This is a genomic window from Nostoc sp. FACHB-133 (genome assembly GCF_014698055.1).
In the GTDB taxonomy this organism is placed as follows: Bacteria; Cyanobacteriota; Cyanobacteriia; order Cyanobacteriales; family Nostocaceae; genus Nostoc.
The window spans coordinates 108,763-125,080 of the sequence record NZ_JACJSH010000002.1 but is presented as its reverse complement, the minus strand read 5'-3'; the positions used below and the strand labels follow the sequence as shown (position 1 = coordinate 125,080).

Here is a 16,318-nt window from a genome sequence, read left to right as displayed (position 1 = left end):
TATCTAGTTCGTCTTGACAAGGTTGGTATCTAATATGCAATCTGAAAGCTGTCAGTTAGCTAGATTGTGATTACCGTGTTGTGCAACATCAACTATGGTCAGCTTGCCCACCTGAAGACCATTGTATAGGCAACACCTTACCAAGACTAGAGACTATAACCAAGCCACCCATCCCAAACATTCCCACAGAAACCAAGCCTTCAAGCGGATTCACTACAAGCGCAGTAGTTTCTGGTTGTTTGGGGTGATAACGAACAACCACTTTGTTGCCATTACTGGAGCGGTAGGATTCATAATTACCTGTAAAACGAATCCGCTCATTTTTAGCTACAAACTCAATAACTGGTGCATAGGTTTCTATGAGCTTATCCTTACTATCGCGCTCACGACGACTGATGCTGTCCACTACCATCCCCTGTGTTTCTATCAGTGTTGCACGCTCGTGTGCGACTTTATTGCTTACCCAAAAACCACTAGCAATGAACACCAATCCAATTACCAGTCCTATAATTGCACTTAATTTATCGTCAAAAGTACTTTGGTGAGGTTTGAAATGCATGGATTTGACAATAGCACAATAATTAACTAATTACACTCCACTTCAGTATCATACAGTTTAGAGGTATGGAGCTTCCTGTTGATCCATTCTTACAACTTATTATATTTTTCTCTCCATTTATTCCAAGTTTTTACACCTTTCTTTAGTATTGCCAAATGCTCCTCATTTGCCATCACCAGCTAAATCCTCTGCTTCATCTGTAGCAACGGAACTATTCAACATCCTGCCATCCTTTTAAAGTTGCCAAAAGTATATTGACAAGAGGATGATCCATTAGTTCCTTTAATGCCTCTGTTCCACCGGCTTTCAACGCCCCAATTACCCGCGCTTTCAAAGTGGGATTACTATCGATTTGCTTGAGCGCTTCTGTCACCGCTATCTGTTTTTCTAGTGGAGTATTAGTAGGTTAAGTCTGCCCTTCTGGGTGATTTTCGGCTAGCTGCTTAAAGGAAATAGCGCTCGCTCTGGGGTCAACACCTTAGATTATGATAAAGGTCAAGGGTGTCAAAAATCGGTTTGATGAAATCGCCAAATTTACCCGGAGCAAACACCTCTTGCCTATAGTGAAGTAGGGTAAAAATAATCCTGCTAATGTTGCGAACAGCAACGCAGTACTGAATAAAGCAATTAATCCCGATCTTATTTCTCCGATAAACATTTAACATTCGAGACTCTCCACAGCAATGTAGTTTTTTGATACTCAAAATGCCAATAATTTTCAACAAATTCACGTAGGCATTAAATAAGGGCTAGTTTATTTAGCGCAATACCTTTGTCAAAAGAAGAAGATATCTGACTTTTCACGGCATATAAAAAAGCTCATTTTAAAGATTTCCTAACCACTGATTTTTCTGTTAGCTCTTTTCATTAACTCAAAGCTATTGAGAATTAGCCTGTGGAAAAAGCCATGCTTTTTCGAGGTTTGAGGGCTTACCGTGAAAAGTCAGGTCATCTCCTCTCAGATTTTCGTCTCCTTTAAACCCTCTCAAACTCGCCCCTTACTCAGGCTGGTCAAGATTCCCGACAAGCTACACGAAGCTGTTACGTCGCGTCCCAAGAAAAATCCTTCCCTACTGCTACCGAGAGAGACTGCTGGTAAACAATAGTGATTTGGCTGATTTAAATGCCGCAATTGTGTCTGAATCAAGTGAACGGACTTACCCAAAAGAGTACACCGAAGCGATCGCAGCACTCAAAAAACAGCATAAACAGGAACTAGAGCGACTTTCTCCGGAATTGAGAATTGGTTTGCAAGCAGAAGCAGGTGCTAAAGCTGAAACCCAGGTACAAGAGCAAATCCAATCCTTGCAAAACCTGTACAAGCAACAGAAAGAGCAAAACATCCAGTTACAGCAACGGCTGGATGAAATGGAATCACTACGGCAGTTGGAAACTGAGAATCAACAGCTTAGGCAGCGCATTCAGGATTTGGAACACGCTGTAGAGCAACGTCCTTCTCTACGAGACGCTGCGCGAACGCAACAGTGGGGAAATACCATAACCGTATAGGCGGCTGAAAACGCTTATATCAGTTCTTTGTACGGCATTGTAGACATTCAGAAGATACCGTTTAAAAGTTAAAATTGGCGGCGTAACCCACACGAGAGCCGTTATCAGGCAAGTGCAGTTCGTTAATATAATCCTTCTGGTGGGGAAATATCAGATCCGACAGCCACACCAGTGTTAGTAGATTTAATCCCTGGTTTAACAGTAGGGGATTGTTGTTTTAACGATTGTAAAACAGAAGAAGAGTTATCTTGCTCAATTGACATATTGGTATTTGCTTGTTGCTGGGACATGAAAGCTAATCCTCCCATTGCACCAGCAAGAAGAGCTGTATAACCTACATATAAATGCGTCGGACGAATTTCCAATCCCATTCCTTTTTTAGATTGATCCGAAAAGGGCTGAGTTACTGGTATAGCTGCTAGGAATGGCAAAGAGGCAGCTAAAGCAACACCATTAAGTCCTAAAGCATCTCCATAACGTCGTATAAATCCACGTACAAAAATGTCATCTGATAATTCTTTCCAGTTGCCGTTTTCTAATGCCTCTATCAGCTCCGTTCGGATATGAGTGGAAAGCTGGATGTGGTGCAAAGAAAGGCCTTTGGATTGACGGGTCTTTTGGAGTTGTTGCCCGATTTGACGTAGGCACACCATGCGTTGTTGAGCTGCAAGTTCAGCTTGTTCAGCAAGTTCTGCTTGAGAAATTCTCTGATGATTCAGCAATTGTAGTGGTTTTTTCCACAGCGAATTTTCTGCTGTATTTTTAGAGGTTTCCTCTCGGAGAGTGCAATGCTCCTGCTGTATCTCTGGTGAAGAATTGACTGTTTCTGTGGCTTGCTTGTTATCTGTAACTGTTTCAACTTTTTGAGATTGTTGGGCAAATTGTTGAAATGCTAACCCGATTGCTTCTCTACCTACGGCTTTTAATAAATCTTGAGCCTGATCTGTTTGTTCACCTATTAACTTCTGTACAATCGCTAAAGCACGTCGATAAACTCCGCTACGATGCAGTTTTACTTCTATTTCTCCTAAAAGCGATCGCAACTGATCTTGAGAAATTTCAATATTCGGATTGTCTAGAAATTGCAAATAGTATACAGGAGTAGTAACCATTGTGAAAGCCTTTTAGATGAACTCAATCAAAGAAAGTTACAATCATATCTTCACTATTTTTCCTAACTTCAACATTGTTTTCCGGATGTTAATTGTATAATTTAAATTTTTTAATTGCTCATCAGCACTGAAGTAAGGCAGTAATAACCGTAGTGATGGTTATAAAAATGATACTAATATCTTTTGGAGAAAAAACCTTGAGTGCGTACCAAGAGTAAGTTCTAGAAGTGCTGCAACGTAATACTGATTGTTTTTATCAAGTGCAAGATATGAGTTGGCGGCTGGTGCTTTGATTGTGGCGGCAAGTTGGGGAAAAGTTTCTGCTGTAACTATTGACCCAATCGTTATAACTGTTTGAGTAAATACTCTGCCACCTGAATCCTTACGTAGTGAAAGAAATAGTCCCAACAGCTGGTGAGATACAAACCCCGCTTTTCAAAACGACTGCATCGGTCTGAGTTTCAAGCCCCGTTTCAATGCTGTCTTCTCTACACCCTTCTTTGTGACCATGCTCTAAACAGATAACCTGACCACTTTTTGACGGACTACTACTTGCGTTTTTAACGTATGTTCTCCTTGTTTACCGCTAAAAAACTTCATCAGGACACATAGCAACTCATCTTTAGTATAAATACGCAGCTAAAACTTTATTAATTGTGCTAATTTGAGCTTACTGTATGTAATCAGTAGCATATAAACGTCAAATTCTCTGTTAATGTTAAGTAAAACTTGTAACTAACAGCATCTAACTTACTGTAATACCGCAACAAAGGAGTTTCAAATCTTGAAAGACTATATCTGTGAGATTTTTGCCCAAAATGTTGGTTTATCTATTGCAGAAATTTTTGAAAATGACTTGACGCTATCGGCGATTATTGCTCGTTCCGATCACCTACATAACAGCATCGATCTGATGGAGATTTTCGCCAAAACTGCGAATATGCTGAAAAAGCAGTATGGAGTCCAAATACGTTTGCCAGCTTTCTCTCTTGATACCCCTATTTCAGATGTATTAGAAGCATTTCTAAATGAAGCTGATAAAGTTAATACTTTGACCTAAAAATAATAAATTTTAAATCTTAAAACTTTTTGGAGAATAGAGTCTAGACAATAAAGGGTAGTGGCAAAAATTTTCATTTTTAGTTTTACAACTAGCTTTTTAACCCACGTTCGCCCTTAGCGTTACCGTACTCCTTCTCCTAACGGAGACGCTAACACGAACGGAGAAGTAAGCTACGCGTCAGCGTCTTGAAGAGAAGGGTAGATGGGTTTTGTTTATGTAGCTGCGACTTCCAGTTAGTCACCAAGGCTTTTCAAATAACCTCTAAAACTTAAAAATTAAATTCAAATATCTTCACTATGGTAAATACAATTTCTCGATCTGATATTGTCAGCAGCTTATATGCAATTGTTGCCGAGCAACGAAGCTCTTTAGTTGATTTAATATGGGAACAACACCATTTCCATGAAAAGCGACGATGGAGTGCAGTGGAAATGATTGGTGCGATTAACCTGGAGGCTGTGAGTAAATTTGACAAAGCTAATCTCTGGAATGCTGGACGTGCAGAATTGACTACTAAGCCAGGAGCCGATCGCTTGGCTAGATTGGCTGATGCTGAGTGTCGTCGTTGGCAAGATGGCAATCCAGTTTTAGCAAGCATTATGCAAGCTTGTAGTACTTGGAGCCGTTACTGGAATGAGGAAGAAAGCTTTCACGAAACCACACTTAATCGCTTATCGACTCTACTCAGTCTAGAACCTGTCAGTGACGAGACTGTCATTGAGTTTCGGAAGATTTTTCCCGACGATGACATGCTCAGAACACTAGTATTATTAGCGATTTCAGAGATTACAGCCACGGTTAACTACTCTTGGTGTGCAAGTATTGCTCAAGACCCTGGATTAAAAAAGCTATTTAAGCAAATTGCTGCTGATGAATCGCAGCATCTGACATACTTCATAAGTTTTGCCAAAGCTTTAGTTGATAGTGAAGAGTACTCACCCAAAGGCGCATTTGCTGTTGCACACTTGTTTGTGCGAGAAGGGGGCGAACTTTATGGTAGTAACCGCCAACATCTTGAGCAGCGGGATTCTCACGTCAACTGGTGGGATTCGATCAAGTATGAGATGGTTCTGCCAGACAATATTGAGCGCAAACAAAATCTGATATTTTCTGCTCTCAGACAAATTACAGGAATTCAGGTAAACTCTGCTGCTGAAGTTGAGCAGACATGGCTGGATCTGGTGGGATGTTAATTGGACTGGGGCACGATATTCAACTGATTGCAGAACTAACAAAAGTTGAAGCTTTGAAACTTCCAGGCATTTTCTTTACAAACACTGAGTGCCTTTACTTCAGCCAAAGTAAAAACCCTCTCCAAAGTATGGCAGGTACTTTTTCAGCTAAAGAAGCCTTGTTTAAGGCTTTAGCAATGGCCCCTAATTTCTACTGGACAGATGTAGAAGTGCGACATAATTCCCGTTACGCACCTTACTTTGAATTTTACGGCTCACTGGCAGAGCATTTTCAGGTTCAAGGTTGGACTGTTCACCTTTCCATATCTCACACTGGGGATTATGTGTCTACTGTTGTGGCTATCTCTCCCCAGTCATGATTGCAGCGACTTGGCAGTAGAAAGGTGCAAATAAACAGAAGTGTGTAATAAAAAGTAAAGTTAACTAAAACCCTCTTTCCCTTCGGGTTCGTTACTTTGCCAGACGCTCGTTCGCGTAGCGTCTCCCCTTGGGAGAAGACTCGCTAACGCTGCGCTAACGACGCAAAGCGCCAAGACGGAAAGTGACTCACCTTCTGCCTTGCCTTGATAATAAATATTCACGCCAACCCACTTATGAACTTTGAAGCTGTTAACCTAAAACTTCAGGTACGCCCAAATGATCTTGACAGTTTGGGTCACGTCAATAATGCCACTGTTCTCGAATACCTAGAAGCAGGCCGATGGTCATGGCTTGAGCATCACAACTTATTTCACGGACAGCGGATTATTCCTGTAGTTGCTCGTATTGAAGTCAACTATAGCCGTGAAATATTACCTGGAGAGGTCAAGATTATTACGAAACTCAAAGACGCGGAGGAAAATTACTATTATCAAGTAATCTTTCACCAATTTATTGAGATTTTCAAAAACGGAACTGTAAAGGTTGCTGCCGATGCTCTTGTGAAAGTAGCATTCATTGATTCAATTGAACGATCACTTAGAACTCTCCAGGATTTTCTTGATGAAAATAAGCAACAAGATGGTTGAGGTCAAAACAATGCAAGACTTACAACCTAGAACTAAGCTGTCGATGACCGTGATCGCAATGATTCAGGCCCTCAAGAATACTGACTCACACTTGGGCTTGTTTTTAAGGCAGGATCGCGCTGCTGAGTCTAAGTTTCTCGCCTATTGTGAGATGTACCAGAAGATTGCAGCCTATATGGAGTACTTTCGGACTGCGGGTGTGACAGCTGGCTCAAGGATTCTGTTTCCTTTTGAAACAACCGAAAGTGTGATTATTGCATTCTTTGCTCTAGTTGGACTGGGAGCAATTCCACTGTCAGTCAAACCCTACAGCATGGGTGTTGTTAAAGAGAGCTACCTGGAATTTTTGACGAAGGTTACAACCCAATATCAAGCTGAATTTGTGTTGGAAGCACCTAGTATTAGAAGTTTAGAATTGAGCCTCCAGCGTTTACAGTTACCAGACACAGATATTCAGCCCCAAGAATCAGCAAATTTTGCAACAATTACAGATACTGATATTGCTTTTGTGCAGTTTTCTTCTGGCTCGACTTCTTTCCCCAAAGGAATTCCAGTCACTCATGGGAAAATTGTGACACAAATGCAGGCGATCGCTAACCATGCTCAAAATAGACCCAGTGATGCAACTGCAAGTTGGCTGCCACTTTATCACGATATGGGATTAGTAGGTGGTTTGCTCACAACCCTATACGTGAGGCATAACTTGCACCTGAGTACCCCAATGCATTTTTTGATGAATCCTGTGGAGTGGTTGAGCGAACTGTCAGAAAAAAAGATTGCGATCGCAGTTATTCCAGATTTTGCCATTAGCTACTGTCTCCGTCGCTTGGCAATTACCGATCCAGAAGAAATTGCCAACTTAAACTTGACCCAGCTACGAATGGTTTTTAATGGCAGTGAGCCAATTAATATAGACAAACTACATCAGTTCTTGGAAGTGCTTGCACCCTATGGATTGCAACCTACAGCAATTAAGCCTTGTTATGGTATGGCGGAGGCAGTCCTGATGATTTCCTGCTGTAAGTTAGAAGATGTTCCCCGGATTGTGACTTTGGCAAATGGCTGCAAAGCTATTTCTGTAGGTCAAGCGTTGAGTACATTTGATATCCGTTTAAGAACTGAAGATGGTCTTTTATGCCATGGAGGTGAAATTGGTGAAGTTGAACTTAGAGGCGGGACTTTGGTCGATAATTATTTTGAAAGCGAACGCCCTTTTTACAATTGTGATGGTTTTTTTCCTACTGGTGATTTGGGTGTAATTAGCGAGGGTGAGTTGTTCGTCATAGGTCGGCTGAATGATCGCTTCAAAATTAATGGTCAAAGTTATTTTGCAAGCGATTTTGAACATGCCATAGAGTCGCTACCGTTTGTACAACCGAGCAAAGTTGCGACAATTCAGGCTGATGACCGCATTATTGTCTTGATAGAAACCAAACAGACCAGTATTCTTCAACAAGTAATTGACCATCAACGCCAAGTCAGCGAGATTGTTCTCAAGCAGCTGGGTATTAAAATCCTTGTGGACAATATACTCTTCATTCGCCCAGGACAACTAGAAAAAACTAGCAGTGGCAAGTTACGGCGAATAGCGATCGCTCAAGCCTACATCACAGGGAAAATTATGCTTGCTAAAAACGCTATAAATGGGTGTTAATTCTTTACTAATACCATCGTTATACTAAGTTGAAAAATGTTTGCGGCACATATAGCGACTGTGTTAAAAGTCAAGCGCTCGTCAACGGAAAACTAGGGCTAGGAGAATTGACCAACTGAGGAACGCTACGCTAGATTTGGTAGTGGCATATACGGGCACAAAGATTGTAATGCCAAAACTTCAAGATTATTCCTTTTTTGCATAAAGTAGGCAACTTGAGGTGAATAGTATTGTACAACGGTATTTACTATGGATAAAGTGGGGACAACATTAATTGTCCCCTATACAATTTACTTCTAACAAAAACTGCTCCAGCTTTCGTCTAGGACAGTTTTATATTGTAGGGTACAAGCCAAGTTTACAACTGCACCCAATGGTGAATCGTCTACCTATTCTCAGCAATCGAAAAAGCTTTTGCCCTACGTCAGTTGCGACAACGCTCTTAACCCACACAACGCACTAGTACAGGACGGCGGAAATAAGCCAAGTATTAGATGGCCAAGACTTTACCTTTATATGTCCACTTAAAAGGTTTGGCCATTGTTTTATTAAAATAGACTTATCCAGAAATGGGAAACGCTTGCAGTGAGAGAATTGTTAGAAGGCGATCGCTGGACGAGCAAAAACGAAAGAATGAGGGTTCAAGGGGTTTAATCATAATAAATTAGTAGTTTATAAAGAAAAGATAGTGGAAAATTGAATCATTTTTTTAAGGACAATGAGGAGGATTAATAGTTAAAACCCAAGTACGAAATTGATTGGTATGTTTTCTACGGCTTTTATTACTCGTCTATCAAGCAAGCATCAAAGCTGAAAATAATCTCTAAAACTGTATCAAACGCTACTTCTACCAATAAAATTGGTAAACTTTTCTTACTAGACAAATACTCTGTTTCTTGGAATTTGGGGCTTTTGAGCGATAATAGCAGCTAAAAAACAACCACTTGCAAAAATAATTTGCGCTTCGCAAGCAAACTTGCAATTTCTGTGATAGTCTTTTTATATGGGGAATCAAGACAGCGAAAGCACAAAAAGTCGTCAGAGAGAAATGATATAAACTCAAAGACCATACTTTCGCCTTGGCAGATACAAGTTAAATCCGCTACGGCTTTTTGAAACTAAGAGATAAAGCCAATGAAGCAGGATAGTGACCTCCGTAATAACTTGAAGTCCATTAGAACTCGCTTAGGCATGAGCCAACAAGATTTGGCTAACATCGCTAGTGTGACTCGTCAAACTATTAGTGGTGTAGAGTCGGGATTATATGCTCCCTCAGTTGCTATAACACTTCGCTTGGCCAAAGCGCTTGGCTGTCAAGTTGAGGATCTATTCTGGTTAGAGCGGGATTTACCTGAAATCGAAGCCGTCCTTGCCAAACCTGTTCCTAATGGTCAGCAACTGCGAGTTAGCATGGCTCGTGTAGGAGGACAATGGATAGCTTATCCCTTGATTGGTAAAGATGCTTTTCGTCAAGATATGATTCCGGCTGATGGAGAAGGTACTAGCCAAATAGGTACAAATAAAGTTCGAGTCAGGCTACTAGACGATAATCTCGACACACTTCACAACACCGTTGTGATTGCTGGTTGTGCCCCTGTGATTTCACTATGGGCAAGAGCCACCGAACGCTGGCATCCCCAACTGCGAGTCCAATATAACTTCGCCAATAGCATGGCTGCATTGCACAGTCTATGCAGAGGTGAGGCGCACATCGCTGGGATGCATTTGTACGATCCTGAAACTGGTGAGTATAATACTCCCTTTGTTCGAGATGTTCTGGCTGGGAGGGAAGCAGTTCTGATTACCCTTGGTGTTTGGGAAGAGGGACTTTTGTTGAAGCCTGGCAACCCGATGGGAATTAGAACAGTTACTGACTTAGTTGCTGGGGGAGCGACTATTGTTAACCGTGAAATCGGTTCTGGTAGTCGGATGCTTTTGGAACAAACACTCCACAAAGAACAGATACCATTCGATGCTGTTCAGGGCTTTGACAATGTATTCAAAAGTCACCAGGACGTTGCCCAAGTTGTAGGATTAGGAATTGCTGATGCTGGTATGAGTACGGCATCTGTAGCTACCGCTTTTGGGCTGGGATTTATCCCTTTACATCAGTCACGATATGATTTGGTGATTCTCAAGGAATATTTAGAAGAAGCACCTGTACAGCAATTGCTCAGTACTTTGGGACATCGGATGGTTCACTCACAATTCGAAATTCTCGGCGGTTACGATATCAGCAAAATCGGGGAAGTTGTAGCGACTGTTTAGAGTGGATTGCAATGGTTGGTTGTGTGCTTAAAGGAATACTTGGCGTAAATTGAAATTCCTGCTGCAACCACTCTTGAGGTTTGAGAAACCTTCAGAGAATTACAACAACTGATAATGCTGAATTCGTAATTCGTAATTCGTAATTCGGATTGAATTTGAGTTTCCAGTTTGGAATATGTAGCTTTCTTTTTTCCAATTGGTATTACTACCGCTAGAGAAATCATTTGAGTGAGCGGATGTTAATACTTGCAATATTCCTTGAGTGATGTCTCATTGCTCTAGCCATTAGTCAGAAAAAACAATGACTAATGGCCAATGAAAACTTACCAAAACTTGAATATGTTGTGGATTCGGGCTCTTTTTGCTGTAGAACGAGCGCCTCCAACGACGTTCTACATAAGGCCAGTGCTGTAATTTTACAATGCGAGTACCTCCGGCACAAAGTGCGTAGTTTACCGCCGTAGGCATCGCTTCATGAATCGACAGACCCACTAAACAATTGCAGGATAAATTATCATGTCCGACGAAAAAATTAGACAGATTGCTTTTTACGGTAAAGGTGGTATTGGTAAATCTACCACTTCTCAAAACACCCTTGCTGCGATGGCAGAAGTGGGTAAACGCATCTTGATTGTCGGATGTGACCCCAAAGCTGACTCTACCCGATTGATTTTGCACTGTAAAGCCCAAACCACAGTATTGCACTTAGCTGCTGAACGGGGCGCTGTGGAAGATATTGAACTTGAAGAAGTGGTAATAACTGGCTTCCGAAATATCAGATGTGTAGAATCAGGTGGGCCAGAACCTGGTGTTGGTTGCGCCGGTCGGGGTATCATCACCGCTATCAACTTCCTCGAAGAAAACGGCGCTTACTCAGATGTAGATTTCGTATCCTACGACGTGTTGGGCGACGTTGTGTGTGGTGGTTTTGCTATGCCAATTCGTGAAGGTAAAGCCCAAGAAATCTACATCGTTACCTCCGGTGAAATGATGGCGATGTTTGCAGCTAACAACATTGCTCGTGGCGTTCTCAAATATGCTCACACTGGTGGGGTACGTTTGGGTGGGCTAATTTGTAACAGCCGCAAAACTGACCGAGAAGACGAACTGATTAGTACCCTTGCAGCCAGATTAAGTACCCAGATGATTCACTTTGTCCCCCGTGACAATATCGTGCAACACGCCGAATTGCGGCGGATGACGGTGAACGAGTACGCACCCGACAGCAAGCAAGCTCATGAATACCGTACACTAGCAGACAAGATTATCAACAATACAAATCTCGCTGTTCCCACACCCATCGAGATGGATGAGCTAGAAGATTTGTTGATTGAATTCGGTATCCTTGAAAGTGAAGAAAATGCTGCGAAACTAATTAGCCAAGCAGACGCAGCTAAAAAACAAGAAGATGCTGAAGGTGAAGCACTAGAAGCACTCAAAAAAGGAAACGTAGAAATAGTTTCTGGTAGCGAGAAGAAGTAAGCTTATTCTTCAGAATCAGGTGCTAAATACAAAGTAGATATTAGGTGGGCGAGAATAGCCCACCTTCTCACCAATCATTTAAAATGGAGGTAATCGAATAGCTAATCTTAACTCTGTGCTTTTTCTCTTCACCGTGTTAACACTAATCAACTAACGTGTACAGGACAACATTAATAATTTAATAGTCTAGTTCATGTTTTTGTTTTCTCCTTCTCTAACCTAGATGATGTTTATGTTTTAGGGGATGATAAATTCTCTTGATCATTCCCTTTTATCCATCTTTAGATACCACGGTGAATAAATGAAAATTCTCCTCAGCCTTTGGGAATTCAGCTAATATCTAAAAATTTCTACCTATTGTCACCAAACAAATGAATCCCACGCCAGGAAAAACCAACGATTCACTCAGTGACTCTAATTCTGAAGATGCTCGTCAGCAGATACAAAAGAAAAAAAAGTCTTCCACACAATTACCCCAACCTGGAACTACTCAAGGGAGTTGCGCTTTTGATAGTGCAATGATTACTCTTGTACCAATCACTGATGCTGCTCATGTAGTCCACGGGCCAAGTGGCTGTGCTGCCAGTATTTGGGGTAGTCACAGCAGTCTTTCTTCTGGTTCAATGCTGTACAAGATACGCTTTAGCAGCGATATTGATGAGAACAATATCATCTTTGGTGGAGCCAAAAAGCTGTATAAAGGCATTTTAGAATTACAAAGACGCTACAAACCTGCGGCGGTATTTGTTTATTCCACTTGCATCACCGCTTTGATTGGGGATGACATTGAGGGAGTTTGCAAAGATGCCACCGAGAAAACAGGAATACCCACTATCCCTGTACATTGCCCTGGATTCATTGGGAACCAAAATTTGGGCAACCGTGTCGCTGGTGAAGCAATGCTTTCACACGTTATTGGAACATCTGAACCAGATACAACTACACCTTATGATATCAATCTAATTGGTGAATACAATATTGCAGGTGCAATATGGAATGTTCTACCGTTGTTGGAGAAATTAGGTATCAGAGTTTTGGCAAAAATTACAGGCGATGCTATCTACAAAGAAGTTTGTTATGCCCATCGTGCCAAACTTAACGTGCTGCTCTCTTCCAAAGCACTAATCAACGTGGCGAAAGGGATGGAAAAAAAATATGGTATTCTCTATATTGAAGAGTCTATCTATGATATAGAGTCAATCAATCAATGTCTAAGAAATATTGCTGCAAAGTTAGGTGGTTCTGATTTGCAGGAACGTACAGAAAAGTTAATTGTAGAAGAAACTGCTGCAATAAATGAAAAACTTGCTCTGTATATTACCCGATTGCAAGGTAAGCGTATTATCCTTTCTATTGGAAGTTTCAAGAGTTGGTTAATTATCTTTGCTGCTAATAAATTGGGGATGGAAGTTCTTGCTATTCTTACTAAGAATAATACTGAGGAGGATAAAATTAGAGTCAAAAGTTTGCTGGGTCAAGATGGCATAATTCTAGAACAAAATAGTTCTGAAGAAATTTTACAGATAATTAACGAAAATAAAGCTGATATGTTAATTGCTGATAAGCGCTATCAAGACACTTCTCTCACAGCTAGGATTCCATTTTTAGATATTAATCAAGAACGCAACCATCCCTATGCAGGCTATATAGGAATCTTAGAGGTAGTACGAGAATTGTATGCCGCTTTTTACAATCCTGTGTGGGAACAAGTATACCAGCCAGCCCCTTGGTCAGAAGAGGAAATCTAATGGCGATTATTAGCATTACGAGTACATCTGTTGCAGTTAATCCCCTGAAGCAAAGCCAAACTGTGGGTGCAGTTTTAGCCTTTTTGGGGTTGAAGGGAATAATGCCTTTGTTACATGGTTCACAAGGCTGTACTGCTTTGACGAAGACAGTATTAGTACAGCATTTCCGTCAGACAATTCCCCTTTCCAGTACAGCGATGACAGAAGTTGCAACCATTTTGGGTGGCGAGGAAAGGGTTGAACAAGCAATCCTGACTTTGGTGCAGAGATCCAAGCCAGAAATTATCGGTCTTTGTAGCACTGGACTCGTGGAAACCAGAGGCGATGATATGGGGCGCTTTGTTAAAGAAATTCGCCACCGTCACCCAGAACTGGATTATTTACCAATTGTGCTTGTCTCTACACCGGATTTCAAAGGTACATTACAGGATGGCTTTGCTGGCGCGGTTGAGAGTATAGTCAGGGAAATTCCCCAAAAAAGCTCCAAACAAGACACTTGTCCTACACAAATCACTATTTTGGCGAGTTCTGCCTTCACACCAGGGGATGTACAGGAAATCAAAGAGATTGTCACCTCTTTTGGACTTGAACCTATTGTTGTACCTGACCTTTCTGGCGTACTAGATAGTCATATAGAAGATTCTTCTAGTGCCATTACAGCTAATGGCACTACATTGGCACAATTGCGTTCAATTGGTACTTCTGTATTCACTTTGGCACTAGGTGAGAGTATGCGAGGTGCAGCGCAAATTTTGGATCGGAGATTCAATATACCCTATGAAGTATTTAGTGAACTGACGGGACTACTAGCAGTAGATAAATTCTTGCAAGCGTTGGCAGATATCAGTGGTGTCAGCGTACCGGAGAAATACCGCCGTCAACGCCGTCAGCTAAAACATGTGATGTTGGAGAATCACTTTTACTTTGGTTGCAAGCGAGTTTCTTTGGCGCTGGAACCCGATTTACTTTGGTTAACGGTTTATTTTTTGCGATCGCTAGGGGTTCAGATTCATGCAGCAGTAACAACAACACGCTTTCCTCTGTTAGAAAAACTGCCGATTCCTAGCGTCACTATCGGCGATTTGGAAGACTTTGAACAATTGGCGGTTGGATCTGATTTGCTGATTACCAACTCTCATGGAGTCGCGATCGCTCAACGCTTAAAAATTCCTCTCTACCGTCAAGGGATTCCCATTTTTGACCGCTTAGATCACAGTCAATTTACCAAAGTTGGCTATCGAGGTACTATGCAGTTTTTGTTTGACATTGGCAATCTGTTTTTAGAGGCTGAAGCAAAGATTAAGCATTAAAGAGATTAGCAGTTATTGTCTCGATTCATCCAAGCAACGAACTAGCCATATTCCAAGTAGGTTATCGGCGAATCCAGTATTACTCTCAACAGAGACTGAAGCTTTTTTACACTACAGCCCTAATTATTGTTTACCAAAATCAGGCATAAGCCCGTATATTAACCTTGGACTGGTAGGAGTTTTTACCCTGGCACACAATCAATCGTGAGGATTTTCCTTCCAAGGGCGCAACTGAACTAGAGGTACTGATTCAGGGAATTTTTGACAATCGGCGTTTCCTAGAGCAAGTATTGTACTTGATAGTGTTTAAAAAACAGAAGTAGCATTAGTAAAAAATTGCTTGCCGACCTTTTTTTACTACACAATACTCCAAAAAATATTCGTGCTAAGGCTGGTAAATCCCGAGTTATCAGTGATTAATAGAAAAACTAATTCCAATTCACAATGCCTAATTTCGTATTATGAATAAATCCTTTCTTCCCGCAGATGATCTGCCTCCAACTGGAGCAACTCTACTTAACGAGTTATTTTACAGGCAGCTAGAAGAAGCTACGTGTAGGCGATTTTATCAAGTCTGCGTCCCACTTATGCGAGTTTTACTATCAAATTGTCACTGGTATTTCAAAATAAATGCTAGTCCTCTGATGTTAATCATTATCTGCTATGACATAGAAATTTATCTGCATATTGTTGATGCTATTCCACAGTTTATCAAACAGTTGAAGCAGTTTTCTAACAAGTCCAAAATTCAGCTTTTTCCACCAGATAATAAAGGAGAACCTTGGGAAATCGAGATTGAAGAAACATCAAATAAATAAGCCTAGTACCGCAAGGTGGAATTAAAAATTAAAAATTAAAAATGAATACAGCGTAAGCATTTCATTGATTTAGAATGGGTGGTTTATTTCCGCCGTGTTGTACTAGTCAAGTACGTAAACTCGACATTCCGTGTTTTGAACAAACTATGCTTGCAACACAAAATCAAATGTCGTGAGAGTTGGCGCACCAGTTAGAGTTGCAAATAGACTACTACTGCCAAAACTAGGCGTGTTGCCATTTTGGTTGTAGAACAACTGTCCACTTATAGGATCTTTTATTCTCGCATCAGCTAGCAATGAAATTCTGGCACAAGCTAGCAACAGCGATCGCATCATGGAATTTGATGAATCAACTGTTGTGGGACAATATCAACTGGGTATTAGTACTACCTTCGGCTCACTGTTGAGCCGTGCAATTAATGGCTCGGCATCATTTTGGGGAACCATAGGTGTAAGTGGAAGAGGGAGTTCAGACGGTGCAGGTGAAGCTAGATTACCCAAAGCAGGGAGAAAGGTACTGAGAAACTTTAAGCGATCGCACCCAATTCAATTCTGAATTCTTTTTTTAAATCGTTGAATGTATAACTCACAACAT

The 16,318-nt window shown here is 41.2% G+C and carries 17 protein-coding genes; 13 read left to right on the top strand and 4 right to left on the bottom strand.

The genetic code is table 11. The features are described 5' to 3' along the window. Positions 1–88 precede the first annotated feature (88 nt). Both H6G86_RS02720 and H6G86_RS02715 read right to left on the bottom strand, forming a co-directional pair. The gene (locus H6G86_RS02720) at positions 89–559 is read right to left on the bottom strand and encodes a DUF3592 domain-containing protein (protein ID WP_190932985.1); all 471 of its coding nucleotides are present in this window, start codon (positions 557–559) and stop codon (positions 89–91) included. A gap of 211 nt (positions 560–770) precedes the next feature. Beyond that, positions 771–932: a hypothetical protein gene (locus H6G86_RS02715; RefSeq protein ID WP_190932984.1), complete on the bottom strand. Its 162-nt coding sequence runs from the start codon at positions 930–932 to the stop codon at positions 771–773. A 562-nt stretch (positions 933–1,494) separates the two neighbouring features. On the opposite strand from H6G86_RS02715, the gene H6G86_RS02710 reads away from it, so the two are divergent. Both H6G86_RS02710 and H6G86_RS02705 read left to right on the top strand, forming a co-directional pair. Further along, positions 1,495–1,665: a hypothetical protein gene (locus H6G86_RS02710; protein ID WP_190932983.1), complete on the top strand. Its 171-nt coding sequence runs from the start codon at positions 1,495–1,497 to the stop codon at positions 1,663–1,665. A gap of 28 nt (positions 1,666–1,693) precedes the next feature. Beyond that, the gene (locus tag H6G86_RS02705; RefSeq protein WP_190932982.1) at positions 1,694–2,068 is read left to right on the top strand and encodes an MreC domain-containing protein; all 375 of its coding nucleotides are present in this window, start codon (positions 1,694–1,696) and stop codon (positions 2,066–2,068) included. A 122-nt stretch (positions 2,069–2,190) separates the two neighbouring features. Here the strand turns inward: H6G86_RS02705 and H6G86_RS02700 are convergent, their stop codons facing one another. Continuing rightward, positions 2,191–3,180, bottom strand: a complete 990-nt coding sequence (locus tag H6G86_RS02700) for a helix-turn-helix domain-containing protein (protein WP_190932981.1) — start codon at positions 3,178–3,180, stop codon at positions 2,191–2,193. A 784-nt stretch (positions 3,181–3,964) separates the two neighbouring features. On the opposite strand from H6G86_RS02700, the gene H6G86_RS02690 reads away from it, so the two are divergent. The 10 genes from H6G86_RS02690 to H6G86_RS02645 all read left to right on the top strand — a co-directional run bounded on the left by H6G86_RS02690 (position 3,965) and on the right by H6G86_RS02645 (position 15,723). After that, complete coding sequence (locus tag H6G86_RS02690; protein ID WP_163932904.1) at positions 3,965–4,240, top strand: hypothetical protein; 276 nt, start codon at positions 3,965–3,967, stop codon at positions 4,238–4,240. A gap of 299 nt (positions 4,241–4,539) precedes the next feature. Then, complete coding sequence (locus tag H6G86_RS02685) at positions 4,540–5,436, top strand: acyl-ACP desaturase (RefSeq protein WP_163932901.1); 897 nt, start codon at positions 4,540–4,542, stop codon at positions 5,434–5,436. After that, complete coding sequence (locus H6G86_RS02680) at positions 5,412–5,795, top strand: holo-ACP synthase (RefSeq protein ID WP_190932980.1); 384 nt, start codon at positions 5,412–5,414, stop codon at positions 5,793–5,795. The genes H6G86_RS02685 and H6G86_RS02680 overlap by 25 nt, the downstream gene beginning before the upstream one ends. 234 nt (positions 5,796–6,029) lie before the next feature. After that, entirely contained in the window at positions 6,030–6,443 is a 414-nt protein-coding gene (locus tag H6G86_RS02675; protein ID WP_190932979.1) for an acyl-CoA thioesterase, read from the top strand. A 10-nt stretch (positions 6,444–6,453) separates the two neighbouring features. Next, the gene (locus H6G86_RS02670; RefSeq protein ID WP_199338137.1) at positions 6,454–8,097 is read left to right on the top strand and encodes an AMP-binding protein; all 1,644 of its coding nucleotides are present in this window, start codon (positions 6,454–6,456) and stop codon (positions 8,095–8,097) included. A gap of 1,134 nt (positions 8,098–9,231) precedes the next feature. Further along, on the top strand, positions 9,232–10,365 hold the full coding sequence (locus tag H6G86_RS02665) for an XRE family transcriptional regulator (RefSeq protein WP_190932978.1): 1,134 nt from the start codon (positions 9,232–9,234) through the stop codon (positions 10,363–10,365). Between the two features lie 516 nt (positions 10,366–10,881). Beyond that, on the top strand, positions 10,882–11,847 hold the full coding sequence (gene nifH / locus H6G86_RS02660) for a nitrogenase iron protein (protein ID WP_012412139.1): 966 nt from the start codon (positions 10,882–10,884) through the stop codon (positions 11,845–11,847). A 371-nt stretch (positions 11,848–12,218) separates the two neighbouring features. Continuing rightward, entirely contained in the window at positions 12,219–13,595 is a 1,377-nt protein-coding gene (gene nifE / locus H6G86_RS02655) for a nitrogenase iron-molybdenum cofactor biosynthesis protein NifE (RefSeq protein WP_190932977.1), read from the top strand. Further along, complete coding sequence (gene nifN, locus H6G86_RS02650; RefSeq protein WP_190932976.1) at positions 13,595–14,905, top strand: nitrogenase iron-molybdenum cofactor biosynthesis protein NifN; 1,311 nt, start codon at positions 13,595–13,597, stop codon at positions 14,903–14,905. The genes nifE and nifN overlap by 1 nt, the downstream gene beginning before the upstream one ends. Before the next feature lie 461 nt (positions 14,906–15,366). Next, positions 15,367–15,723 carry a hypothetical protein gene (locus H6G86_RS02645; protein ID WP_190932975.1) on the top strand — a complete coding sequence of 119 codons (357 nt, stop codon included), beginning with the start codon at positions 15,367–15,369 and terminating at the stop codon, positions 15,721–15,723. A gap of 144 nt (positions 15,724–15,867) precedes the next feature. Here H6G86_RS02645 and H6G86_RS02640 read toward each other — a convergent pair whose 3' ends face one another. Then, a complete protein-coding gene (locus H6G86_RS02640; RefSeq protein WP_190932974.1) occupies positions 15,868–16,059 on the bottom strand; it encodes a hypothetical protein in 192 nt (63 codons plus the stop codon). On the opposite strand from H6G86_RS02640, the gene H6G86_RS02635 reads away from it, so the two are divergent. Further along, on the top strand, positions 16,058–16,279 hold the full coding sequence (locus H6G86_RS02635; protein ID WP_190932973.1) for a hypothetical protein: 222 nt from the start codon (positions 16,058–16,060) through the stop codon (positions 16,277–16,279). The two genes, H6G86_RS02640 and H6G86_RS02635, sit on opposite strands and share 2 nt — an antisense overlap. Positions 16,280–16,318 lie beyond the last annotated feature (39 nt).